Origin of the sequence: Frigoribacterium sp. PvP121 (genome assembly GCF_017833115.1) — a bacterium.
In the GTDB taxonomy this organism is placed as follows: domain Bacteria; phylum Actinomycetota; class Actinomycetes; order Actinomycetales; family Microbacteriaceae; genus Frigoribacterium; species Frigoribacterium endophyticum.
In genome coordinates this window covers 775,871-798,010 of the sequence record NZ_JAFIBR010000001.1, presented here as the reverse complement: position 1 = coordinate 798,010, position 22,140 = coordinate 775,871, and the positions used below count along the sequence as shown (strand labels likewise).

Here is a 22,140-nt window from a genome sequence, read left to right as displayed (position 1 = left end):
CCCAGGAGGAGGCACCACCATGGCGAAGTCCCTCGCCCTGCTGCTCGCGATGGTCATCGGCGGCCACGGGCTGCTCGGCCTGTTCATCGAGGGCGAGCACCTGCTCGGCATCTTCAGCGTCGACATCACGCTCGACCTGATCTACCTCGGCTCGGCCGCCCTGCTGATCGTGGCGGCGGTGGTCGACGTGTCGCCGGTCACCTTCAGGATCCTGCTCGGCGTCGTCGCCGTCTCGCAGCTCGTGCTGGGCTTCGCCGGGCTCACCGACCAGCACCTCTACGGCGCCGCGCACACCGGCCTCACCCTGATGGACCAGCTGGTCTTCTTCGCCAACGGCGGCGCCGCCCTCGCGATCGCGCTCTTCCCCCACCCGCAGCTCGCCCTCTGGGAGGAGCAGGCCGAGCCCCCGAGCGGCCGGGGCGCACGCGGCAACGGGGTCGGCTGACGCGGGCGCCCGGCGGGTCTGCCGAGGCCCCGGGGAGGCGCCCCCGGTGTACCCCGGGACCTGAGCGGCGCTCCCTCGGCCGGGGAAGGTAACCGACGACCCGTGACCCTGACAAGGGGGGCACGGGTCGTCGTGGGCCGTGGTTCGGTCGGACCCACCACGACGGCGGCCGAGCAAGGAGCCGCCCCACCTCAGCTGGGATGAGGCAGAACGCCGTGCACACGACCACCACCGACCGACCCGCCACCACGACCACCACCGACCGCCCCGTGACCGCCGAGCGCTCGGCGACCGCCACCGTCACGCCCCTCGCCGAGGCGCGGGGGGTGCGCGACCACGGCCACCGCGCCTCCTCGGCCCGCACGCCCCGCGAGGAGCGCCGCCGCCTCGAGACGCTCGAGCTCTACGCCGCCGCCGCCCGTGCGGGCACCGCCGACGACGAGCGCGACCGCCGCCGGCTCGTCGCCCACGTCGTCGAGCGCCACCTCGACGTCGCCGACGCCGTCGCCCGCCGCTACTCGTCGTCGGGCGACGAGTGGGCCGACATCCGCCAGGTCGCCTGCGTGGGGCTGGTCAAGGCCGCCCTCCGCTTCGACCACGGCAAGGGCGAGGACTTCGTCGCCTTCGCCGCGCCGACCGTCTCGGGCGAGATCAAGCGGCACCTCCGCGACACGGGGTGGTCGGTGCGGCCGCCGCGCCGCCTGCAGGAGCTGTGCGCCGCGGCCGTCGTGGCCCGCGCCTCCCTCGAGCAGGAGCTCGGCCGCGAGCCCACCGACGACGAGCTCGCCGACCACCTCGGCCAGCCGGTCGCCGAGGTGCGCGAGGCCCTGCTGGCCCGCCGCGACCGCTGGGCGACGTCGCTCGACGTGCCCGTCGGCGACGCCGAGGGCGAGGGCCGCGGCACGAGCCTCGGCGACGCCCTCGCCGCCGACGACCTCCTGCCCCGGGCGGAGGCGCGGTGCGAGCTGGGCCGCCTGCTCGCCGGCCTCGGGCGACGCGACCGTCAGCTGGTGCAGCTGCGCTTCGTCGAGGAGATGAGCCAGGCCGAGATCGGCCGGGTGCTCGGGGTCACGCAGATGCAGGTCTCCCGCCTGCTGACGAAGCTGCTCGCGCGGCTGCGCCGGGAGCTGGGCGAGGACGAGCCCGACGCGGCTGCTCCGGCACCCGCCGCGTCTCGACCAGCTGTGCGGCCACCTCTCTCAGCTTGACGTTGCCCTGCTGCGACCAGCGCCGCAGCACCGAGAAGGCGGCGTCGGCGTCGAGGTCGAACCGCTCCATGAGGATGCCCTGCGCCTGACCCACGACCGTGCGGGCCTCACGCACGGACTCGAGGTCGGCCGCGGCCCGGAGGTCGGCGAGCGCCACGGCGACCTGGCGCAGCAGGAGACCGAGCGGCTCGTCGCCGACGTGGCGTCGGAGCGACCCCGCCGTCGCCGCGCTCAGGGTCAGCACGCCGAGGTCGACGCCCCGCGCCGCCAGGCCCACGGTGAGGGTCGTGCCGACGCCCTCGGCGGCGAGCGCGGCGCACCAGGCGGGCCAGCGGGGGTCGCGGGCGGTGTCGTCGACGAGCACCGCGCCTCCGTCGTCCGGGGCGGCCCCGGCCCGGGCCCGGAGCGTCGGCCACGGCGAGGCGTGCCGGTCGCGCAGGGCGTCGAGCCGTTCGCCGCGCGCCGAGGTCGCCGCCACGAAGGGCGTGCCGTCGCCCGTCACGTGGTCGAGCCGCACCGAGACCTCGTCGCACCGGGTGAGGGCCCGCACGTAGCCGACGGCGCGCTGCACGGTGACCCGCAGGTCGGGCTCGGACTGGAGGTCGGCGGCGAGCGAGGCGAAGAAGTCCTCCTCGGTGCTCACCGGTCGGCCCCGGCCCCGGCGACGCCCGGCCCGGCCCCGGCGCCGGCCGGCCCGGCCCCGGCGACGCCCGGCGCGGCGACGGCCGCGGGCACGACCCGCAGCACGCCGCGGCCCGCCGCGACGACGTCCGCCGCGGTGACGGCGAGCAGCGCCGGGTCGGGCTCGGCGCCGAAGGTGTCGCCCACCCGGAGGCGCGCGTCGGTGAGCACCACGTGCGGGCCGGCCTCGGGCGGCCCCCACTCCTCGACGGGCGCGGGCCCGAAGAGCACGACCGAGGGCGTGCCGTAGGCGGAGGCGAGGTGCGCGGCCCCGGTGTCGACGCTGACGACGAGGGCCGCCTCGGCGACGAGGGCGGCCATCTCGGCGAGGTCGATCCGGCCGGCGAGCACGAGCTCGCGCACCTCGTCGTCGCCGAGGTGCGCGGCCGCGGCGACCTCGAGGGCGCGCGGCCGCTCGGCGGCGCTGCCGGTCAGCACGACGCGGTGGCCGTCGTCGCGGAACGCCCGCACGACCGCCGCGAAGCGGTCCACCGGCCAGTGCCGCGACGCGTAGAACGCGCCGACGTGCACGACGACGGCCCCCGGTGCCGGGCTCGGCACGGCGGGCTGGTCGATCCGGACGTCGTCCTGGTCGGCGGGCATGCCGTGCTCGGTCGCGAGCCGGGCCCAGCGGTGGCGCTCGAGCACGCCGTCCTGCCAGGCGGGGCCCGCCCAGCCGGGGCTCTCGTGGCCGAGCCGCACCCGCGCCTCCAGCTGCTCGAGCACCCCGCGGCTCTCGGGGCCGTTCCCGTGCAGGTTCATGACCGTGTCGAGGCGGCCGGGCTCGATGCCGAGCGGGTGGTCGAGGCCAGGCGTCGGCCAGAGCACGTCGAGGCCCCCGACGAGGTCGGCGATCGGCTCGAGCCAACCGGGCACCGCGAGCACGAGGCGGTGGTCGGGCCGCTCGCGCCGGATCGCGTGCAGGGCGGGCACCGCCACGAGCAGGTCGCCGAGCTTCAGCGCGCGCAGCGCGAGGAACTCGGGGGTGCCGTCGGGCTCGGGGAGTCGTCGCATGCGGCCACCGTGCCACGGCGGGCGGCCCGACGACCAGGGCTTGCGCTCGGAGCAGGAGGGCACCAGGAGGAGGGCATGCAGGAAAGGCGGTCCAGGACGTTTGGGGGGCGCCGCGAGGGGGAAGGGCGCTGGCATGACCAGCTCGAGCCGCGCCTCCGGACGGGTCGGCGCGGTGCTCCTCGACCGCGACGGCACGCTCGTCGTCGACGTGCCGCAGAACGGCGACCCGGGCCGGGTGCGCCTCGTCGACGGGGCGCGGGAGGCGGTGGCCGCGGTCCGCGCGGCCGGCCGCGCCGTCGGGGTGGTCACCAACCAGTCGGCGATCGGCGAGGGCGTGCTGACCCGCGCGCAGGTCGACGCGGTCGACGCGCGGGTCGACGAGCTCGCCGGCCCGTTCGACGTCTGGGCGGTCTGCCCGCACGCCGTGGACGCCGGCTGCGCCTGCCGCAAGCCGGCGGCGGGGCTCGTGCGGGAGGCGGCGGCCGCGGTCGGCGCCGACCCCGCCGACTGCGTCGTGGTCGGCGACATCGGCACCGACGTCGGGGCCGCCCGCGCGGCCGGGGCGTTCGGCGTGCTCGTGCCGACCCCCGTGACCCTGCCCGAGGAGGTCGCCGACGCGGCCGCCGGGCCCGGCAGCGCCGTCGCCGGGAGCCTGCGGGAGGCGGTGGCCCTGGCCCTGGAGCACCTCGCGGAGCGCCTGGGGCCGGCCGCGCCGACGCTCGCCCCTGCCCCTGCCTCGGCCCCTGGCTCTGCCCCGGCGGAGGCCCGCGCGTGACCCGCCGCGTGCTCGTCGCCCGCCTCGACAGCGCCGGTGACGTGCTCGTCTCCGGGCCCGCCGTCCGGGCCGTCGCCGCCGCCCCCGACGTCGAGGTCACGCTGCTCTGCGGCCCGCAGGGCGCCGCGGCCGGGCGCCTGCTGCCCGGCGTCGACCGCGTGCTCACCTGGGCCGCGCCCTGGATCGTCGACCCCGCACCCGCCGCGACCCCCGAGCACGTCGCCGACCTCGCGGCCCTCGTCGCCGAGGCGCGGCCCGACGAGGCGGTCGTGCTCACCTCGTTCCACCAGTCGCCGTTGCCGCTCGCGCTGCTGCTGCGGCTCGCCGGCGTCGGCCGGATCACCGGCGTCAGCACCGACTACGCGGGCAGCCTGCTCGACGTCCGCCTGCGGCCCGGCGAGACCCTCGACGACGACCAGCCCGAGCCCGAGCGGGCCCTCGGCATCGCGGCGGCGGCCGGGTTCGCCCTGCCCGCCGGCGACGACGGGCGCCTCGCCGTCGACCTCGACGACGACGCCCGCCGCACGGCCGCCGACCTCGTCCGCGACGTCGCGGGCGACGCCCCGTACGTCGTCGTGCACCCCGGGGCCGCCGTGCCCGCGCGGGCGTGGTCGCCCGAGCGGAACGCCGAGGCCGTCACGGCCCTCGCGGCCGTCGGCTGGCGGGTGCTCGTCACGGGCTCGTCCGCCGAGGCCGAGCTGACCCGCCGCGTCGCCGGCCGCGACGGCGTCGACCTCGGCAGCCGCACCGACCTGGCGACGATGGCGGCCCTGCTCGCCGGCGCGGCGGCGACGGTGACGGGCAACACCGGTCCCGCCCACCTCTCCGCCGCGGTCGGCACCCCGGTGGTCAGCCTCTTCTCGCCGGTCGTGCCGGCCGTCCGCTGGGCGCCGTACGGCGTCCCGGTGGCGCTGCTCGGCGATCAGGGCGCCGCCTGCCGCGGCACCCGGGCCCGCGAGTGCCCGGTCGCCGGCCACCCCTGCCTCACCGGCGTCTCGGCCGACGACGTCGTGGCCGCGCTGACCGGGCTCGTGGGGCGGCCCCGCCGGGTCGGGAGCGGTGTCGACGACCCGGCCCGCGACTCCCGCACGACCGCGGCGGCCGGCACCGCCGCCATCGGCACCGCCGCGACCGGCACCGCTCCGACCAGCACGACCCCGAGCAGCACCGCCCCGAGCAGCACCGTGGAGGCCGTCCGATGAAGATCCTGCTCTGGCACGTGCACGGCGGCTGGACCGACGCGTTCGTGCGCGGCGCCCACGAGTACCTGCTTCCGACGACGCCCGAGGGAGGCGCGTGGGGCCTCGGCCGTGCCGGTCGCGACTGGCCGGAGGCCGTGCGCGAGGTCGACCCCGGCTCCCTGCGCGACGCCGACGTCGACCTCGTCGTGCTGCAGCGCACCGAGGAGCTCGCCGAGGCGGAGCGACTGCTCGGCCGCCCGCTCGGCACGGGCCGAGGCCGCGTGCCCGCCGTGTTCGTCGAGCACAACACCCCGCGCGAGGCCGTGCCGAACTCGGTGCACCCGCTCGCCGGGCGCGACGACGTGCTCGTCGCCCACGTGACGGCGTTCAACTCGCTCTTCTGGGACTCCGGCGACGCCCCGACCGTGACGATCGAGCACGGGGTCGTCGACCCGGGCCCCCTCTACACCGGCGAGCTCGCCCGGCTGGGCGTCGTCGTCAACGAGCCCGTGCGGCGCTGGCGCGTCACGGGCAGCGACCTGCTGCCCCGGTTCGCCGAGGCCGCCCCGCTCGACGTCTTCGGCATGGGCGCCGACGGCCTGCCCGACGCGCTCGGCCTCGGCCCCGACCGGATGGCCGTCGTCGGCGACCTGCCCACCCGGCAGCTGCACCGGCGGCTCGCCCGCTGCCGCGTCTACCTGCACCCGATCCGCTGGACGAGCCTCGGGCTCTCGCTGATCGAGGCGATGCAGGCCGGCATGCCCGTGGTCGCGCTCGCGACGACCGAGGCGTACCGGGCCGTGCCCGCGGGCGCCGGGGCCGTCTCGACCGACCTCGACCTGCTCGTCCGCGCCGCGCGCGGGCTCGTGGCCGACCCCGACGCCGCCCGCGCGGCCGGCGAGGTCGCCCGGGCGCACGCGCTCGAGCGGTACGGGCTGCGGCGGTTCCTCGACGAGTGGGACGCCGTGCTGGAGGCGGTGGTCACGGAGGGCCCGCGGGCCGCGGCCGCGCTGCCGTCGGGCTCGCTGCACGCCGACCTGCCGACCGGGGCGGCCCCGCCCCCGAGAGAGAGGACTCCCGCATGAGGATCGCGATGGTCTCGGAGCACGCCAGCCCGCTGGCAGTGCTCGGCGGCGTCGACGCCGGCGGCCAGAACGTGCACGTCGCCGAGCTGTCGGCCGCGCTCGTCCGCCGCGGGCACGAGGTCACGGTGTTCACGCGCCGCGACGACGCCGAGCTGCCCGACCGGGTGACGATGCCGTCGGGCGTCGACGTCGTGCACGTCACGGCGGGGCCGGCCGAGCACGTGCCGAAGGACGAGCTGCTGCCCCACGTGCCGGCGCTCGCCGACGGGCTCGAGCGGGCCTGGCTCGCCGCGCGCCCCGACGTCGTGCACGGCCACTTCTGGATGAGCGGCCTCGCCGCCGTCGACGCGGCCCGCCGGCCCGCGGTGCGCGACGCCCGGGGCGGCCCGGCGATCCCCGTGGTGCAGACCTTCCACGCGCTCGGGCACGTCAAGCGCCGCCACCAGGGCACGCTCGACACGAGCCCCGAAGAGCGCGCAGAGCTCGAGCCGCAGGTCGGCCGCAGCGCCGACACCGTCATCGCCACCTGCTCCGACGAGGTGTTCGAGCTCCGGTCGATCGGCGTCGCCGCCGACCGGATCGACGTGGCGCCCTGCGGCGTCGACTCCGGCCTCTTCACCCCGGAGGGCCCGCGGGAGTCGCGGGGCCGGCCGACGAGGATCGCCACCGTCGGCCGCCTGGTCGCCCGCAAGGGCCACGGCACCGCGATCAGCGCCCTGGCCCGCCTCGTCGACGAGGGCCGCGACGTCGAGCTGCTCGTCGTCGGCGGCCCGCCGCGCGACCAGCTCGCCGGGGACGAGACGTACCGGGCGCTCTCGGCCCTCGCCGACGAGCTCGGCGTGCGCGACCGCGTCGACTTCCGCGGCCAGGTCGCGCAGTCCGAGCTGCCGACCGTGCTGCGCTCGCTCGACGCCCTGGTCTGCGCGCCCTGGTACGAGCCGTTCGGCATCGTGCCGCTCGAGGCGATGGCCTGCGGCGTGCCCGTCGTCGCGGCCTCGGTCGGCGGCCTGATCGACACGGTCGTCGACGGCGTCACCGGCCGGCTGGTGCCGCCGCGCGACCCCGAGGCCGTCGCCAGCGCCCTCGCCACGATGCTCGACGCCCCCGAGGCCACGCGCCAGCTCGGCCGGGAGGGCCGCCGCCGGGCCCGCAGCCGCTACTCGTGGGACCGCATCGCGGCCGGCACCTCCGCGAGCTACCGCTCGACCATCGCCCGCTCGACGGCGGAGGCCCGCCGCGAACTCGCCACGACGAAGGGAGCCTCCCTGTGAGCTCGACCATCCGCACGCGACCGCTCACGATCGTCCGGACGGCGACGAGCCCGGCGGAGCGCGCCGAGCGCGACCTCGCCGGCACGTCGGCCCCGGGGCCGCGGGCGACCGACGCGCCTCCCGCCCCCGCGCCTCCGGCGCCTCCCGCCCCGCCGGCGCCGCCCGCGACGTCGACGTCGGCCACGACGGCGACCGCGCCCGTGCCCGCCGTCGCGGCGCCGGTCGACCACGCCGCGCTCGTGCGCGAGCACCTCGTGACGCTCGACCCGGTGCTGCGCGCCCTCGGCGACGAGGCCGAGCACCTGCGCGACTGGGGCGTCGAGCTCGCGGCCCGGCTCGGCGGCGGCGCCCGCCTGCTCGCGGCCGGCAACGGGGGCTCGGCGGCCGAGGCCCAGCACCTCACGAGCGAGTTCGTCGGGCGCTTCGCCGCCGACCGCCCCTCGTTCTCGGCGATCTCGCTGCACGCCGAGTCGAGCGCCGTCACCGCGATCGGCAACGACTACGGCTTCGACCAGGTCTTCGCCCGCCAGGTGCGCGGCCACGGCCGCGCGGGCGACGTGCTCGTGCTGCTCTCGACGAGCGGCGCCAGCACCAACCTGATCGAGGCCGCCGAGGCCGCGCGCGAGGTCGGCGTGACCACCTGGGCGCTGACCGGCCCCGGGCCGAACCCGCTGTCGTCGGTCTGCGACGACGCGATCACGCTGCCCGGCCCGTCGTCGAACGTGCAGGAGGCGCAGCTGATCGCGGTGCACTCCCTCTGCCTCGTGTTCGACGCCGAGGTGGCGCGCACCGGCTCGACCGGCCCCGACCGCGGCGGCCGCGCGTGAGCGGCGTCGTGGTCGTCGGCGACACCCTGCTCGACGTCGACGTGGTGGGCTCCGCGACGCGGCTCAGCCCCGACGGGCCGGTGCCCGTGCTCGACGTCGCGACCCGCAGCACCCGGGCGGGAGGCGCGGGGCTCGTGGCCGCGCTGCTCGCGCTCGACGGCGTGCCCGTGCAGCTCGTCACGGCCCTGTCGGACGACGCCGGCGCCGACGAGGTGCGTCGCGCCCTCGGCGACCTGCCCGTCGTCGCGGGCGACCTGCGCGCCGGCACCCCGACCAAGACCCGGGTGCGCACCGACGCGGGCCACGCGATCGCCCGCGTCGACGACGCCTGCGGGCCCGCGCCCGCCCCGCTCGTCACCGACGAGATGCTCGCCGCCGTGCTCGCCGCCGACGCGGTCGTCGTCGCCGACTACGGCCGGGGCGTCACGGGCGTCGAGCGGCTGCGCGAGGCACTCCGCACCGTCGCCCGGCGCGGCACGCCCGTCGTCTGGGACCCGCACCCCGCGGGGTCCGCGCCGGTCGCCGGCTGCACGGTGGTCACGCCGAACCAGGGCGAGGCGTCGGCGCTGCACAGCTCGGCCGTGGCCGACGTCGCCTCCGCCGGCCGGGCGGCGGCCGAGCTGCGCGACCGCTGGGGCGTCCGCTCCGTCGCCGTCACGCTCGGCGGCCGCGGCGCCGTGCTCGCCGCCGAGGGCGCCGGCGACGTGCCCGCGCACGTCCCGGCGCCGACCGTCGACGCCGCCGACCCGTGCGGCGCCGGCGACCGGCTCGCCTCCGCCCTCGCGGTCGCCCTGCTCGGCGGGGCGCCCGTCGACGAGGCGCTCGCGACCGCGGTGCGCTCGGCGGCGGCGTTCCTCGGCGGGGGCGGGGTCGCGGCGCTCGACCTGGAGGCGCTGCGGGGCGGGAGCGGTGCCGGGGCCGACCCCGCGCCTCCGGCGCCCGTGGCCCTGCCCGGCACCGACGCCCTCGCCGTCGCCCAGCGCGTGCGCGCCGCGGGCGGCACGGTCGTCGCGACCGGCGGCTGCTTCGACCTGCTGCACGCCGGGCACGCCCGCACCCTCGCCGCGGCCCGCGCGCTCGGCGACTGCCTCGTCGTCTGCCTCAACAGCGACGCCTCGGTGACGCGCCTCAAAGGCCCCGAGCGGCCGATCATGTCGCAGGGCGACCGCGTCGACCTGCTGCTCGCCCTCGAGTGCGTCGACGCCGTCGTCGTCTTCGACGAGGACACCCCGCACGCGGTGCTCGACCGCGTGCGCCCCGACCTCTGGGTGAAGGGCGGCGACTACTCCGCCGAGGCCCTGCCCGAGGCCTCCCTCGTGGCCGGCTGGGGAGGGCGCACCGTGACGGTGCCGTTCCACCCCGGGCGGTCGACCACCCGTCTCGCCTCGGCGCTGGAGCGCGTGGGCTGAGACGGCCCTGACCACCACCCCGACGGAAGGAACCCCATGACCGACACCACCAGCAGCACGAGCGACCCGAGCGGCCGGCGCGGCCCCGGGCGCGTGGTCGTCACGGGCGGCGCGAGCGGCCTCGGCGCCGCCGTCGCGCACGCCGTGCAGCAGGCCGGCGGCACGCCGATCGTGCTCGACCTCGACGTCTCGCGCGTGCCCGAGGGCATCGAGTCGCACCGCGTCGACGTCTCGGACTCGACCGCGGTGGAGGCGGCGGTCACGGCCGCCGCGGAGGCTCACGACGGCCTCGACGCCGTGGTCACCGCGGCCGGCGTCGACACCCCGGCGCCCCTCGACGGCCTCAGCACGGCGTCGTGGGAGAAGATCGTCGGCGTCAACCTGTTCGGCACCGTCTCGACCGTGCGCGCCGCGCTGCCGCACCTCAAGGCGTCGCACGGCAAGGTCGTGACCGTCGCCTCGTCGCTCGGCATCAAGGCCGTGGGCGACGCGACCGCGTACTGCGCGTCGAAGTTCGGCGTGGTCGGCTTCACGCGGTCGCTGGCGGCCGAGCTGAAGGGCGTGGTCGGGGTGACGACGCTCATCCCCTCGGGCATGGCGACGCGGTTCTTCGACGCCCGCGACGAGCAGTACAAGCCGCAGGACGACTCGCGCCTGCAGGACCCGGCGGACGTCGCCGACGCGGTGCTCTACGTGCTCGGGATGCCGGCGCGGAGCGAGATCCGCGAGCTCGTGGTGACCCACCCCGAGGAGGACAGCTGGCCCTGAGCAAGGCTCGCTTTACACGATCGCGGGCATCCGGTCCACCCCCTCGCCCCGGACGGGGGTCGCGTCTACCGTTGACGTCACGCAGGCGATCAGGGACCCGAACCCCGGTCGCCCCGGCAGGCCCGAGCCCGAACGACGGCCCGTCGACGCGTCGCTGCGAGACCTGGACCCTCGCGGCCGGAACGCCCTCCCCTGCCCCACCCGTGGCGGAGGAGGGCGTTCCTCACGTGCGGGCGGTCGTGGACGAGACAGAGCGGGCGCTCAGCCTCCGGTATATCCGATGTGTAGCATTCCGGTCAGCGTGCCGCCTCGGCACGCCTGACCCAAGGAGCACCATGCCCCCGAAGAAAGCCTGCCTCGCGACGATCGGCGCCACCGGCGTCGTCCTCGCCTCCCTCGTCGCCGGCCCCGCGTTCGCGGCGCCCGCGCCGACCGCCGGCGCCGCCGCGCCGTCCGTCAGCTCCACCACCACCGGGACGGCCGAGCGCCCGGCCGTCACCGTCCTGTCCATCAGCGACGGCGCCGTCGACGTCGCCGTCGAGGGCGCACCGGACGCCTTCGTCGTGTTCACGAACGAGCGAGGGGTCGAGACCCGCGTCCGGCTCGACGGCACGGGCCGCGGCACCGTCTCCATCCGCATCGCGAACGACCGGGAGAACCTCTTCGAGGTGCGCTCCGTCGTCGGGGGCGTGCCGTACCTCTCGCAGTGGACCGTCGACCCGCGGGCCGACGTCGACCCCGGGACCCCCGCCGACCCGGAGCTGCCGGTCGACCCGGAGCTGCCCGTCGACCCGGAGCAGCCCGTCGACCCGGAGCAGCCCGAGGCGCCCGGCGACGACCTCGCCTCGTGGTCGGTGTCGGCCTTCCAGGGCGGCTGGGCCCAGCTGGCCCTCACCGGCCCCGCCGGCCACACCTTCGGCATCTACGACGCGGACGGCCGCGTCGCGTTCAGCGGCAGCTTCGGCACCGACGGCACGTCGCGGGCCTCCCTCGAGGCGGCGGACGGCGCCTCGACGTCGTACACGCTGAACGTCCGCCAGGGCACCACGGTCGTCGAGACCCACGAGGTCGTCCTGGACCGCACCGGGACCGGCCCGGTCGCGCCGGTCGACCCGATCGACCCCGTCGAGCCCGTCGTGCCGATCGACCCTGTCGACCCCGTCGACCCCGTCGAGCCGGGGACGCCCGCTCCCGGCGACGTCGTCGTGGGCGACGTCGTCGACGGCCGAGCCTCGGTGACCGTCCACGGCTCGTCGTTCGCGAGCTTCATGATCACCGACGCGCGGGGCCGCTTCGTGACGGGGAGCTGGCTGCGGGGCACGTCGATCACGCTCGACCTGGCCGCCCCGGCAGGTGTCGTGACGACCTACACGCTCAGCATCGGCGACCTGCCCGAGCCGGTGCAGTTCTCGATCGACGCTCGCTGACCCTCGGCGCGCTGCTCCCGAGAACCCTCTTCTCGCACGGGGACCCTGCCGCGGCGGGGTTCCCGTGCGAGGAAGGGGTGCCGGTGCGACGAGGAGGTGTCGTGGCCGGGTCAGACGTGCAGGCCTCAGCGGGAGTCGACCTGCACCCCGTCGACCAGGTCGCGCTCGTCGAGGTCGCGCCCGATCCGCTCGCCGCGCTCGGCGAGCACCCCGTCGAGCACCCCGTCGAGCAGCTCCCGCGTGTTCTCCCACACCTCGTCGACCGTGACGGAGTCGACGACGCTGACGTCGTGCTCGCAGCGCTCCGCCGTCCACCCCACCTGCGTCACGTCGGCGCCGCACACCGGGCAGGCCGTCGTGTAGGCCATGGCGACGCGGTGCCGCGTCCGCCCCAGGGCGCCCGCGTTGATCACGTTGCCGAACCAGAAGACGGCGCTCGTCGCCGTGCCCACCGCCTCGGCCACGTGCCGGGGCCCGCTGTCGTCGGCGACGACGACGTCGACCGACGCGAGCACCCCCACGAGGTCGGAGAGGCTCAGCTGACCGGCGAGCGAGCCCACCAGGGAGGCGCGGCGCGGCTCCCGCGCGCGGGCCGCCGCCACGACGTGGTCGGCCAGGGCCACGTCCTCCCCGTCGCCGACGACGACGACCCGCACGCCGTGGTGCGCGAGCCGGGACGCGAGGTGACCGAAGCGGTCGGGCGACCAGCGCCTCCTCGGGTCGCTCGCCCCGGGATGGAGGGCGACCACCGGGCGACCGTCACCGCCGGCGCCCGAGCGGCCGAGCAGCTCGGCGCCGCGCTCGAGCTCGGCCGGGGTCGGGGTCAGCACCGCGCCTCCCGCAGGGGCGGCCCCGGCGAGCGCGACGACCTCGAGGGCCCGCAGCACCTCGTGCTGGTAGTAGACGTAGGGGATCGTGCGCTCGAGGGGCACCGCGTCGGAGGTGCGGGTGCCGACCGTGTGCCGTGCCCCGAGCCGCAGCAGGAAGGGGTTCGAGTTGCGCCCGCCGCCGTGCACCTGCACCGCGAGGTCGTAGCCCCGGGCGCGGTGCCGCGCGACGAAGCGCTCGGTGGCGGCGTCGTCGACCTCGGTGCCCGACGCGTCGCCCACGCCCGGCACGACCGGCAGCACGTCGACCTCGTCGACGACGTCGGGCCGCCCTCCCAGCAGCGCGCGGTGCACGGGCGACCCGAGCAGGGTCACCGAGGCGCCCGGGTAGCTCGCCCTCAGCGCGGCGATCGCCGGCAGCGCGAAGACGAGGTCGCCGAGCCCGCCGCCGCGCAGCACGGCGATGCGCCGCACGTCGGGGAAGGGCTCGCCGAGGGGCGGGAGTCCGGGGATCGTCTGGCGTCGGTCGGGGCTCACGAGGGTCCTCTCTCTGGTGGCTGCTCCCTGCCCGGGCGCGCCCGGGCTCAAACGGGCGGGGCGCCGGGCGCGCCGCCGCCGACGCGTCGCCGCCGGGCGCGGAGGGTCGTCGAGACGACTCGTCCTGGGCCCTGCACGCCGTCGAGGGGCCAGGTGGAGGCACCTCGTCACGCCGGCACCGCGGCAGCGGCGCTAGCGCGCCCGCTCGAGCGTCTCGCTGGGGTACTCGCCGAACTTCTCGGCGTAGGCCGCCGCGAACCGGCCGGCGTGCGCGAAGCCCCAGTGCTTCGCGACCTCGGCCACCGAGGTGCGGTGCGGGTCGCTGACGAGGAGCTCCTCGCGGATGCGGTCGAGCCGGAGGGAGCGGATGTAGCCGTTCGGCGTCGTGCCGACGTGCTTCTGGAACGCCTGCTGCAGCGCCCGCACGCTGACGTGGGCCACCTCGGCGAGGTCGACCGAGGTCAGCGGCAGCTGCACGTGGGCGTGCACGTGCTCGATGGCGGCGCGCACGTGGGCGTTGCGCGGCAGGAGCAGCTCGTCGGGCAGGGGCGAGCCCTGCTGCGGGTAGAGCTCCATCAGGGCGATCGCGCCGAGGCGGCCCATCTCGGCCTGCAGCAGCGGGCTCGCCTCGCCGTCGAGCACGCTGCGCGAGATCAGCGTGACGCTGTTGCGCCAGAGCGCCATCGCCTGCTGTCGCGGCTCGACGGCGTGGTCGAAGCGGAGCTGGGCGGGCGTGAAGCCGCGCTCGGCCGCGAGGTCGTGCACGGTCTGGCGGTTGATCTGCACCAGGCGCTGGTCGTAGTCGGAGAACGCGAAGCGGAACGGCACCGACGGCCAGAGCCGGGGCTGCCCGGCCTCGAGCCGGATCTCGTCGGGCCCGACGTCGAGCGTGCCCTGGCCACGGGTGATCCACTGCATGACGTAGTCGTCGCCGGGCGGCATCTCGCCCTCGATGCGGCCCTCGAAGCGCACCGCGCGGAGGCTCATGAACTGGTCGCCGGCCGACGAGTACCGGTACGAGAAGGGCGCGTCCGAACGCTCGGCGCGCCACTCGATCCCCTCGTACGCGTGAGCGAGGGTGTCGCGGGCTTCGTCGAGGTCGTCACCGTGGGCGTCGACGCGGAAGCGTCGCTCGTCGTAGTCGTCTGTCATCCGCGGGAGATCGTGCCACGAGCCACCGACACTGCCGGGGCGCTGTCCGGATAGCGCACTGGGGGAACTCTCCGCCGGGCACGGGAGGCGGTGCGGCCGGGCCCCGGGGAGTCGCCTCAGAAGTCGGTCGCGCCGACGCCCGTCTCGTAGACGGCGAGCAGCATCGCGGCGGCCGTCCTGGCGTCGCGCGTCGGCCCGTCCGGCCCCATGACCGGGGCCTCGACGAGGGCGCCCTCGATCATGAGCACGATCGCGTGGCCGAGCGGCGGCGGGTAGCCGCCCTCACGGCAGAGGCGGTCGACGAGACGGGAGAGCTCGAGGACGTGCCGCTCGGCGGTCTCGACGTCGCCCCCGGCGTGGAGGCACGCGCAGGGCGGCGCGGCCGTGTGGTCGGAGGCGATGAAGCTGAAGAGTGAGAGGACCCGGTCGCGCGGGTCGGGCACGGTGCCGCTGAACGTCTCCATCGCCCGGAGCCAGACGGCGTGCGCGTCGGTCTCGGGATGGTCGAGGAGGGTGTCGGTGGATGTCAGGACATCACGCTTTCCGGGGTTCGCGGGGGAGCCCTCACTGTAGGCGGGGTCGGTGACCGTGCGGTCAGGGGTCGCCGTGACTGTCCGGTCACGGTCACCGCGGCCCGCCCGGGCGTCCGGTTTGCGACGCCGCCGTCGGGCCGCGGTCGAGGGGGGAGGTCGAGGGGCCCGCGCGCCGTAGTCTCGGCGGACCGGTCCCCGACTCCGGGCGGCGCCTCCCGCAGGCACGTCGAGCCCCCGCTCATCGAGCACTCGGCCGTCGCACCCCGATCCCCGCCCGGCTCCTCGCCCGGCCACGCACCGAACGGACCCCCATGAGCATCCCCGTCTCCTTCACCGACATGCCCGTCACCGAGCCGATCGACATGGTCGCCGTGCTCGCGCAGCTCGCCGACGCCGCGTGACCCGCCCCGTCGACGACGCCGCCGGCCGCGCCCGCACCCCCAGCCGCGCCGAGCTCGCCGCCCTCCAGCCCGAGCAGCTCGTGGCCGTGCTCCGTGCGCGGCTGCTGGTGCCCGGGCTCACGGCCGGCACGAGCCGCGCCCGCACGACGCAGGGCAGCGGCGCGCGCCGCTAGGCCGCACCGCGCCTCCGCGCGGGCTGCCCTCCCCGGCTGACCCCGCCCCGCGGGCCCCCTCCTCCCCGCGGGCCCCCTCTCTGCTCTCTCCTGACCTGCACATGCCGACCACGGAGGCCCTGGGCACCGGATTCCCCGTCATCAGACAGACGGATCGGGGCAGCCGGTCGGCATTTGCACCTCCGCGCCTCGTCGGTGACGGGGAGGGGCCGGAGGCTGGTTGGCTCGGGGCATGACGCGCACCCTCATCCTCGGCGGGACGGCCTGGCTGGGCCGCGAGATCGCGGCGGCCGCCGTCGCGCGGGGCGGCGAGGTCGTGTGCCTCGCCCGCGGGGAGGCCGGCCCCGTCGCCGAGGGCGCCCGGCTCGTCCGGGCCGACCGCCGCGACCCGACCGGCTACGACGAACTCGTCGGCGGCTGGGACGAGGTGGTCGAGCTGTCGTCCGACCCGGCCCTCGCGGGGCCGGCCCTCCGTGCGCTGGCCGGCCGCGCCTCCCACTGGACCCTCGTCTCGAGCGTCTCGGTCTACGCCGACACCGCGACCCCGGGGGCCGACGAGTCCGCCGAGCTCGTCGAGTCGGTCGACACCTCCCGCTACGCCGACGCGAAGGTCGCGGCCGAGCGGGAGTCGGCGGGGCTGGTGGGCGACCGCCTCCTCGTCGTGCGGCCCGGCCTCGTCGTGGGGCCCGGTGACCCCAGCGACCGGTTCGGCTGGTGGCCCGGGCGGATGCACCGCGGCGGCCGCGTCGTCGTGCCGACCACCGAGGGGCGCTGGGTGCAGGCCGTCGACGTCGCCGACCTGGCTACGTTCGTCGAGCGGGCGGGGCGCGAGGGGGTCGTCGGCACCGTCGACGCGGTGGGCGAGCCGGTGCCGCTCGAGGAGTTCCTGCGGGAGGCGCGGGTCGCGGTCGCCTCGGAGGCTGCGGTCTCCGGGGCGGTCGCCGCCGGGCCGGCGCTCGAGCTCGTGACCGTCGACGACGCCACCCTGCTCGCCGCGGGCGTCTCGTGGTGGGCCGGGCCGCGGTCGCTGCCGCTCTGGCTGCCGCTCGACGCCGGGGGCTTCGTGCGGCGGAGCGGGGCGGCGTACGTCGCGGCGGGCGGGGCACGGCGGCCGCTGCGCGAGACCGTCGAGCGGGTGCTCGCCGACGAGCTGGCCCGGGGGCGCGACCGCCCCCGCCACGCCGGGCTCGACCCGGCGGACGAGGCCGCGGTGCTCGCCATCGTCGACGCTCGGGTCGCGCCGCGGGCGTAGGCGCGGGGCGCGGGTGCGGGTGCGGGTGCGGGTGCGGCTGGGCGACGGCGCGGCTCGCCGGACGGAATGCGAGAGCGATCCGACTTCTCGACCCGCGACTCCCGCCTGCCCTGGCTCGCCCGTGGCGGATCCCTCTCAAATTTGAGAGCAACGGCGGCCGGCGGGTCTGAGGGGGCGGCGCGGCCGGCCCTCGGAGGCGAGGGGAAGGGGCGCGCGCCGTCCCTCCCCAGGGCGTCCACCGGTCGGTGGATGCACCGTCCTCCGACCGGTCGTGCCGACCGGGTCGGCGCCCGGCGAGGCTGGGGTCATGACCACAGAACCCGCCGTGCGCGTGCGCGGCCTCACCAAGTCGTACGGCGACCGGCCCGTGCTGCACGGCCTCTCGTTCGACGTGCAGGCCGGCGAGACCGTCGCCGTGCTCGGCCCGAACGGCGCCGGCAAATCGACCACCGTCGAGATCCTCGAGGGGCACCGTCGCCGCACCGGGGGCGAGGTCGCCGTGCTCGGCGTCGACCCGGCCCGGGCCGACCGCGCCTGGCGCGCCCGCGTCGGCGTCGTGCTGCAGTCCAGCGGCGGCGACGGCAGCTCGACGGTGCGCGAGATCGTCCGCAGCACCGCCCTCGCGTACCCCGCGCCGCGCGACGCCGACGAGGTGATCGCGGCGGTGGGCCTGACCGCCCAGGCCGGCCAGCGCCTCCGGAGCCTCTCGGGCGGTCAGCGTCGACGCGTCGACGTCGCGCTCGGCATCGTCGGCCGGCCCGAGGTGCTGTTCCTCGACGAGCCGACCACGGGCTTCGACCCGGAGGCGCGGAGGGCCTTCTGGGGCGTGGTCCGGTCGCTCTCCGACACGGGCACGAGCATCGTGCTCACCACCCACTACCTCGACGAGGCGGCGCAGCTCAGCGACCGGGTCGTCGTGGTCGCGGCCGGCCGCGTGGTCGCCGAGGGCACGCCCGAGACGCTGGGCGGGCCCGGTGCGCGCACGCCGCACGTGCGCTGGACGAGCGCCGACGGCCGGGTGCACGACGTCACGACGGCGGAGCCCGGTGCGCTGGTCGCCGGGCTGGTGGCCGACGGGGGCGAGCCCGCGGGGCTCGAGGTCGTCCGGCCGACCCTGGAGGACGTCTACCTCGGGCTCGTCGCCGAGCCCGGCCAGACCGGCGAGCCCGGTGATGTGCACGCCCCCGCCGCCCCGCCTGCCGCGCGCCCCGCCCCGATCGTCACGGAGGAGGCGCGATGACCGTCCTGACGCTGGGCCTCGACCGTGCCCGCACCGAGGTGCGCACCTTCTTCCGGGCCGGCGACACCGTCCTGTTCACCTTCGCCTTCCCGGTGATCATGCTGCTCGTCTTCTCGACGGCGTTCAGCGAGCTGTCCGACTTCGGTGAGGCGCCCGACGGCTCGGTCGTGAACGCCGCGACCTACTACCTGCCCGGCATGATCGCCTCGGGCGTGCTGCTGATCGGCGTCCAGTCGCTCGCGGTCGACATCGCGGGCGAGCGCGCCGACGGCACGATGAAGCGGCTGGCGAGCACGCCGCTGCCGGTCGCGTCGTGGTTCCTCGGCAAGATCGGGCAGGTGCTCGTCACCGGTGCGCTCCAGCTGGCCCTGCTGCTCGCGGTCGCCGCGCTGGCGTTCGGCGTCGACCTGCCGACCGACCCGGGCACCTGGGCCCGGTTCGCCGGCATCTGGCTGCTCGGGCTGGCCACGACGTCGCTGCTCGGCGTCGCCCTCTCGCGCCTCCCCCGCTCCGGTCGCAGCGCGACCGCCGTCATCGTGCCGATCACCGTCGTGCTGCAGTTCGTGTCAGGCGTCTACCTGCCCTTCTCGCAGCTGCCCGGCTGGCTGCAGTCGGTGGCCTCGGCCTTCCCGCTGCGCTGGCTGGCGCAGGGCGCCCGCAGCGTGTTCCTGCCGCCGGAGTTCGCGGCGGCGGAGCCGTCGGGCAGCTGGGACCTGCCGTCGGTGGTGCTGTGGCTCGGCGTCTGGCTGGTGGTCGGGCTCGGGGTCACGCTCGTGACCTTCCGCTGGATCCGGCAGGATGACTGACGACCGACCCGGCCGACCACGCCGGGCCCGCCGACCCGACCGACCCGAGGGGGCCGCGTGAACGACGACACCGGCGACACGACCCCGACGGGGGCGTCCGCGGGGGTGCCCGCCGGGTCGACCGCCGTGACGCCCGCGGGGCCGCGGGTGCGGGGCGGCGCCCTCCGCGGCTGGGACGCCGGGGCCGCGCTCACGCTCGTCGCCCTGGCCGTGCTCGCCCTCGTGTCGGAGGACGTCTCGCGTGTGCCCGGGTCGGCGGGCCCGGCACTCGGCGCCTTCGTCGGCGTCTGGATCGGGGCGGTGCGGCCCGTGCTCGCGGCGCGGGTCGCCGCTCGCGACCCGCTGGGCGCCGGGGGCCGCGGCGGCTCTGAGCACCAGGCCCGCGCCGGGCACCCCGCGCCCTCCGACCGTCCGGGCCCGCGGGCCCTCGTCGCCGCCGCGCTCGTCGTGCTGGTCGCCGGGGCCCTGACCGCCGCCTCCCCCCAGCTCGCCACGGCGCAGGCCTTCCTCATGCCCGTGCTCTGGGCGCTGCTGCCGACCGTGCGGAGCGCGATCGTCGGCAACGTCGCCCTGGTCGCCGCCGTGACGGGCGGCTTCGTGCTCGCCCTGGGCCCGACGGCCGAGACGGTCCGCACCGCGGCCACGAGCGAGCTGCTCTCGCTCGCGTTCAGCATCGCGCTCGGCCTCTGGATCACCAGCATCGCCCACGCCGGCGCCGAGCGGGCCCGGCTGCTCGCCGAGCTCGAGGACGCGCAGGGCGAGCTCGCGGCCCGCGCCCGCGACGTCGGCACCAGCGCCGAGCGCGAGCGGCTCTCCCGCGACCTGCACGACACCGTGGCGCAGAGCCTGACGGGCGTGGTGCTGCTGGCCCAGCAGGCGCGCAGCGCGCTCGTCGCCGGTGACGTGACGACGGCCGGCGAACGGCTCGACGTGGTCGAGGAGGCAGCCCGGGAGGCGCTGACCGAGACGCGTGCACTGGTCGCGGCCACCGCCTCCCCCGGCCCCACCGCGACCGACCTCGGCACGACGCTGCAGCGGCTCGGCGCGCGCTTCGCCCGCGAGACGGGCATCGACGTCGACGTGCGGGTCGAGCTCGCCGCCGGCGCCGCCGGGGCCCTCGCCCGTGAGCACGAGGTCGTCGTCGTGCGCTGCGCCCAGGAGGCGCTCTCGAACGTGCGTCGACACAGCGGCTCCGCGAGCGCGCGCGTCGTGCTGCGGCGCGACGGCGACGACGCGGTGCTCACGGTCGTCGACGGCGGCACGGGCTTCGACCCGGCCCTCGCCCGCGACGGGTTCGGGCTGGAGGGGCTGGCCGAGCGCCTCGCCCTCGCCGGGGGCTCGCTCGACCTCAGCAGCGGCGCGGGCGGCACGACCCTGACGGCCCGGCTGCCGCTCGCGGCGGTGACGTCGTGAGCGCGGCACCGGGCGGAGGCGCGGGCGCAGCAGCCGAGACCGCCCCCGACGCCCGCCCCGCCACCCGGACGCTCGTCGTCGACGACCACCCGATCGTGCGCCAGGGCATCGTCGCCCTGCTCGCGGGGGCCGACGACTTCGCGGTCGTGGGCCAGGCGGCCGACGGCGCCGAGGCCGTGCGGCTCTCGGCGGAGCTCGCCCCCGACCTCGTCGTCATGGACCTGCGGATGCCCGGCGTCGACGGGGTCGCCGCCACCCGCCAGGTGCTGCTCGACCGGCCGCAGGCGCGCGTCGTCGTGCTGACGACCTACGAGACCGACGACTCGATCCTCTCGGCGATCGAGGCCGGCGCGAGCGGCTACCTGCTCAAGGCGGCGCCCGAGGCGGAGCTGCTCGCGGGCCTCCGTGCCGTGGTCGCCGGGCAGGTCGCCCTCGCTCCGTCGATGGCGGCGCTGCTCGTCACCCGGGCCAGGGCCCCCGCCCCCGGCGCCGGCCCCGCCGCGAGCCCCCTCACCGCCCGCGAGACGCAGGTGCTCGACCTCGTCGCGGCCGGCTGCTCGAACCCGGAGATCGGTCGCCGGCTCTTCATCGGGGAGGCGACGGTCAAGACGCACCTCCTCCACGTGTTCGAGAAGCTGGGGGTCGCCGACCGGACGCGCGCGGTGACGCTCGCCCTCGAGCGCGGCTGGCTGCCCCGGGCGGACTGAGCCCGCGCCGAGCCTGGCTCGTCGCTCGTCGCTCGTCGCTCGTCGCTGGCTGCTGGTCGCTCGCCGCTCGCCGCTCGTCGCTCTTCCTGTCCGATCTGCGCGCTGTGCGCCTGCGGAGCCCCGCGGGGCCGCCGGTCGCCGCTAGGTTCGAGTCGCAGGCGCCCCGGTCACGGGGCCCGACGGCGGGGGCCCGAACCCGACCGGGCAGCGCCCGCGCCGACACGGAGGCCCTGATGACGCGGTCGACCACCACCCCGCCCCCGCGGCGCGGCGCCTCCGAGCTCTTCTGGTCGGCCGCGCGGCCCGTGCTCCGGCTGCAGCTCGAGCAGTTCCGGCGGGCGATCCGCGCCGGGACCTTCCCGGCCGGGCCCGACCCCACGGTGAACGCCGTCACCGACGTCTCGGCCGACCGCGTCGCCTGGGTCGGGAGCACCGCCTCCCCCCGGTTCGGAGTCGTCGACGAGGCCCTCACGACCCTGAGCCGCCTGGCTGCGACCGTGTCGGCGGCCCGCGGGCGGCCCTTCGCCTGGGTCGACGGCGGCGGAGGGGTGCTGACGGTCGGCGAGGCGGCGGCGCGCTGCGCGGCGGAGTCCGCCGACGTCGACGCGACGGTGGTGGCGCTGGGCTTCAGCGACGTGCTGCTGATGACGTCGGTGCGTGACTGGACGACCGGTCTCGACGTGCTGCTCGACCGGGCCCGCCGCACCGGCACCGTGCTCAGCCCCGTGATCGTCGGCGGCATCCCGCCGATGGACCGGTTCCGGCAGACGCCGCGCTGGGGCCGTGAGCGGATCCGGCACCAGGTGCAGCGGCTGAACGAGGCGAGCGTGAGGCTCGTCCGCGACCGCGGCGACTGCGTCTTCGTGCCCTTCCCCGACCCCGACGTCGGCGACGCGCGCCTCGGCGACGAGCTCTACTCGTGGGCGCGGGTGCACCAGCTCTGGGCGGCCGCGCTCGCCCCCGAGCTGACCCGCATCCTCGACGAGGACGCCTGAGCCGAGCCACGCG

General features: G+C 77.3%; 21 protein-coding genes. 17 read left to right on the top strand and 4 right to left on the bottom strand.

Annotated features, from left to right (window positions below; all coding sequences use genetic code 11):
- The first annotated feature begins 19 nt into the window (after positions 1–19).
- Together JOE43_RS03800 and JOE43_RS15450 are read left to right on the top strand one after the other, a co-directional pair.
- Positions 20–445, top strand: a complete 426-nt coding sequence (locus JOE43_RS03800; RefSeq protein ID WP_209514821.1) for a hypothetical protein — start codon at positions 20–22, stop codon at positions 443–445.
- Positions 446–660: 215 nt separating this feature from the next.
- Positions 661–1,653, top strand: coding sequence for a sigma-70 family RNA polymerase sigma factor (locus JOE43_RS15450; RefSeq protein ID WP_374072689.1), 993 nt, complete (start codon positions 661–663; stop codon positions 1,651–1,653).
- A 639-nt stretch (positions 1,654–2,292) separates the two neighbouring features.
- On the opposite strand, the gene JOE43_RS03790 is transcribed toward JOE43_RS15450, so the two are convergent.
- Positions 2,293–3,348, bottom strand: a complete 1,056-nt coding sequence (locus JOE43_RS03790) for a glycosyltransferase family 9 protein (protein ID WP_209514819.1) — start codon at positions 3,346–3,348, stop codon at positions 2,293–2,295.
- A gap of 133 nt (positions 3,349–3,481) precedes the next feature.
- On the opposite strand from JOE43_RS03790, the gene JOE43_RS15445 reads away from it, so the two are divergent.
- The 8 genes from JOE43_RS15445 to JOE43_RS15865 all read left to right on the top strand — a co-directional run bounded on the left by JOE43_RS15445 (position 3,482) and on the right by JOE43_RS15865 (position 12,091).
- Entirely contained in the window at positions 3,482–4,123 is a 642-nt protein-coding gene (locus JOE43_RS15445; RefSeq protein ID WP_245187102.1) for an HAD family hydrolase, read from the top strand.
- Entirely contained in the window at positions 4,120–5,325 is a 1,206-nt protein-coding gene (locus tag JOE43_RS15440) for a glycosyltransferase family 9 protein (protein WP_307803226.1), read from the top strand. The genes JOE43_RS15445 and JOE43_RS15440 overlap by 4 nt, the downstream gene beginning before the upstream one ends.
- Positions 5,322–6,389, top strand: coding sequence for a glycosyltransferase (locus JOE43_RS03780; RefSeq protein ID WP_209514815.1), 1,068 nt, complete (start codon positions 5,322–5,324; stop codon positions 6,387–6,389). The genes JOE43_RS15440 and JOE43_RS03780 overlap by 4 nt, the downstream gene beginning before the upstream one ends.
- Positions 6,386–7,660, top strand: coding sequence for a glycosyltransferase (locus tag JOE43_RS03775; RefSeq protein WP_209514813.1), 1,275 nt, complete (start codon positions 6,386–6,388; stop codon positions 7,658–7,660). Before JOE43_RS03780 ends, JOE43_RS03775 begins: the two co-directional genes overlap by 4 nt.
- Positions 7,657–8,487, top strand: a complete 831-nt coding sequence (locus JOE43_RS03770) for an SIS domain-containing protein (RefSeq protein WP_307803225.1) — start codon at positions 7,657–7,659, stop codon at positions 8,485–8,487. Before JOE43_RS03775 ends, JOE43_RS03770 begins: the two co-directional genes overlap by 4 nt.
- Entirely contained in the window at positions 8,484–9,896 is a 1,413-nt protein-coding gene (locus JOE43_RS03765) for a PfkB family carbohydrate kinase (protein ID WP_209514812.1), read from the top strand. Before JOE43_RS03770 ends, JOE43_RS03765 begins: the two co-directional genes overlap by 4 nt.
- Before the next feature lie 36 nt (positions 9,897–9,932).
- Positions 9,933–10,664 carry an SDR family oxidoreductase gene (locus tag JOE43_RS03760; protein ID WP_209514811.1) on the top strand — a complete coding sequence of 244 codons (732 nt, stop codon included), beginning with the start codon at positions 9,933–9,935 and terminating at the stop codon, positions 10,662–10,664.
- 335 nt (positions 10,665–10,999) lie between these two features.
- Positions 11,000–12,091, top strand: coding sequence for a hypothetical protein (locus tag JOE43_RS15865; RefSeq protein WP_209519294.1), 1,092 nt, complete (start codon positions 11,000–11,002; stop codon positions 12,089–12,091).
- Positions 12,092–12,216: 125 nt separating this feature from the next.
- Here JOE43_RS15865 and JOE43_RS03750 read toward each other — a convergent pair whose 3' ends face one another.
- From JOE43_RS03750 to JOE43_RS03740, 3 genes are all read right to left on the bottom strand, one after another.
- Positions 12,217–13,455: a glycosyltransferase family 9 protein gene (locus JOE43_RS03750; RefSeq protein ID WP_307803224.1), complete on the bottom strand. Its 1,239-nt coding sequence runs from the start codon at positions 13,453–13,455 to the stop codon at positions 12,217–12,219.
- Positions 13,456–13,647: 192 nt separating this feature from the next.
- Positions 13,648–14,607 carry an AraC family transcriptional regulator gene (locus JOE43_RS03745; RefSeq protein WP_209514809.1) on the bottom strand — a complete coding sequence of 320 codons (960 nt, stop codon included), beginning with the start codon at positions 14,605–14,607 and terminating at the stop codon, positions 13,648–13,650.
- A 116-nt stretch (positions 14,608–14,723) separates the two neighbouring features.
- A complete protein-coding gene (locus JOE43_RS03740; RefSeq protein WP_209514807.1) occupies positions 14,724–15,071 on the bottom strand; it encodes a hypothetical protein in 348 nt (115 codons plus the stop codon).
- 466 nt (positions 15,072–15,537) lie between these two features.
- Here JOE43_RS03740 and JOE43_RS03735 point away from each other — a divergent pair, with 466 nt between their 5' ends.
- From JOE43_RS03735 to JOE43_RS03705, 7 genes are all read left to right on the top strand, one after another.
- Positions 15,538–15,714: a hypothetical protein gene (locus tag JOE43_RS03735; protein WP_209514805.1), complete on the top strand. Its 177-nt coding sequence runs from the start codon at positions 15,538–15,540 to the stop codon at positions 15,712–15,714.
- Positions 15,715–15,946: 232 nt separating this feature from the next.
- Entirely contained in the window at positions 15,947–16,966 is a 1,020-nt protein-coding gene (locus JOE43_RS03730) for an NAD-dependent epimerase/dehydratase family protein (RefSeq protein ID WP_209514803.1), read from the top strand.
- Positions 16,967–17,273: 307 nt separating this feature from the next.
- Positions 17,274–18,206: an ABC transporter ATP-binding protein gene (locus JOE43_RS03725; RefSeq protein WP_209514801.1), complete on the top strand. Its 933-nt coding sequence runs from the start codon at positions 17,274–17,276 to the stop codon at positions 18,204–18,206.
- Entirely contained in the window at positions 18,203–19,012 is an 810-nt protein-coding gene (locus JOE43_RS03720) for an ABC transporter permease (RefSeq protein ID WP_209514800.1), read from the top strand. Before JOE43_RS03725 ends, JOE43_RS03720 begins: the two co-directional genes overlap by 4 nt.
- A gap of 57 nt (positions 19,013–19,069) precedes the next feature.
- Positions 19,070–20,425, top strand: coding sequence for a sensor histidine kinase (locus tag JOE43_RS03715; protein WP_209514798.1), 1,356 nt, complete (start codon positions 19,070–19,072; stop codon positions 20,423–20,425).
- The gene (locus tag JOE43_RS03710; RefSeq protein ID WP_209514796.1) at positions 20,422–21,132 is read left to right on the top strand and encodes a response regulator transcription factor; all 711 of its coding nucleotides are present in this window, start codon (positions 20,422–20,424) and stop codon (positions 21,130–21,132) included. Before JOE43_RS03715 ends, JOE43_RS03710 begins: the two co-directional genes overlap by 4 nt.
- Before the next feature lie 233 nt (positions 21,133–21,365).
- Positions 21,366–22,127, top strand: coding sequence for a hypothetical protein (locus JOE43_RS03705; RefSeq protein ID WP_209514794.1), 762 nt, complete (start codon positions 21,366–21,368; stop codon positions 22,125–22,127).
- Positions 22,128–22,140 lie beyond the last annotated feature (13 nt).

Bases quoted from the DNA above. Each gene is read 5' to 3' on its own strand.
- JOE43_RS03730 (WP_209514803.1), top strand. From the start codon at position 15,947: ATGACGCGCACCCTCATCCTCGGCGGGACGGCCTGGCTGGGCCGCGAG.
- JOE43_RS03760 (WP_209514811.1), top strand. From the start codon at position 9,933: ATGACCGACACCACCAGCAGCACGAGCGACCCGAGCGGCCGGCGCGGC.
- JOE43_RS03790 (WP_209514819.1), bottom strand. From the start codon at position 3,348: ATGCGACGACTCCCCGAGCCCGACGGCACCCCCGAGTTCCTCGCGCTG.
- JOE43_RS03780 (WP_209514815.1), top strand. From the start codon at position 5,322: ATGAAGATCCTGCTCTGGCACGTGCACGGCGGCTGGACCGACGCGTTC.
- JOE43_RS15865 (WP_209519294.1), top strand. From the start codon at position 11,000: ATGCCCCCGAAGAAAGCCTGCCTCGCGACGATCGGCGCCACCGGCGTC.
- JOE43_RS15445 (WP_245187102.1), top strand. From the start codon at position 3,482: ATGACCAGCTCGAGCCGCGCCTCCGGACGGGTCGGCGCGGTGCTCCTC.
- JOE43_RS03705 (WP_209514794.1), top strand. From the start codon at position 21,366: ATGACGCGGTCGACCACCACCCCGCCCCCGCGGCGCGGCGCCTCCGAG.
- JOE43_RS03800 (WP_209514821.1), top strand. From the start codon at position 20: ATGGCGAAGTCCCTCGCCCTGCTGCTCGCGATGGTCATCGGCGGCCAC.
- JOE43_RS03725 (WP_209514801.1), top strand. From the start codon at position 17,274: ATGACCACAGAACCCGCCGTGCGCGTGCGCGGCCTCACCAAGTCGTAC.
- JOE43_RS03745 (WP_209514809.1), bottom strand. From the start codon at position 14,607: ATGACAGACGACTACGACGAGCGACGCTTCCGCGTCGACGCCCACGGT.
- JOE43_RS03740 (WP_209514807.1), bottom strand. From the start codon at position 15,071: ATGGAGACGTTCAGCGGCACCGTGCCCGACCCGCGCGACCGGGTCCTC.
- JOE43_RS03775 (WP_209514813.1), top strand. From the start codon at position 6,386: ATGAGGATCGCGATGGTCTCGGAGCACGCCAGCCCGCTGGCAGTGCTC.
- JOE43_RS03720 (WP_209514800.1), top strand. From the start codon at position 18,203: ATGACCGTCCTGACGCTGGGCCTCGACCGTGCCCGCACCGAGGTGCGC.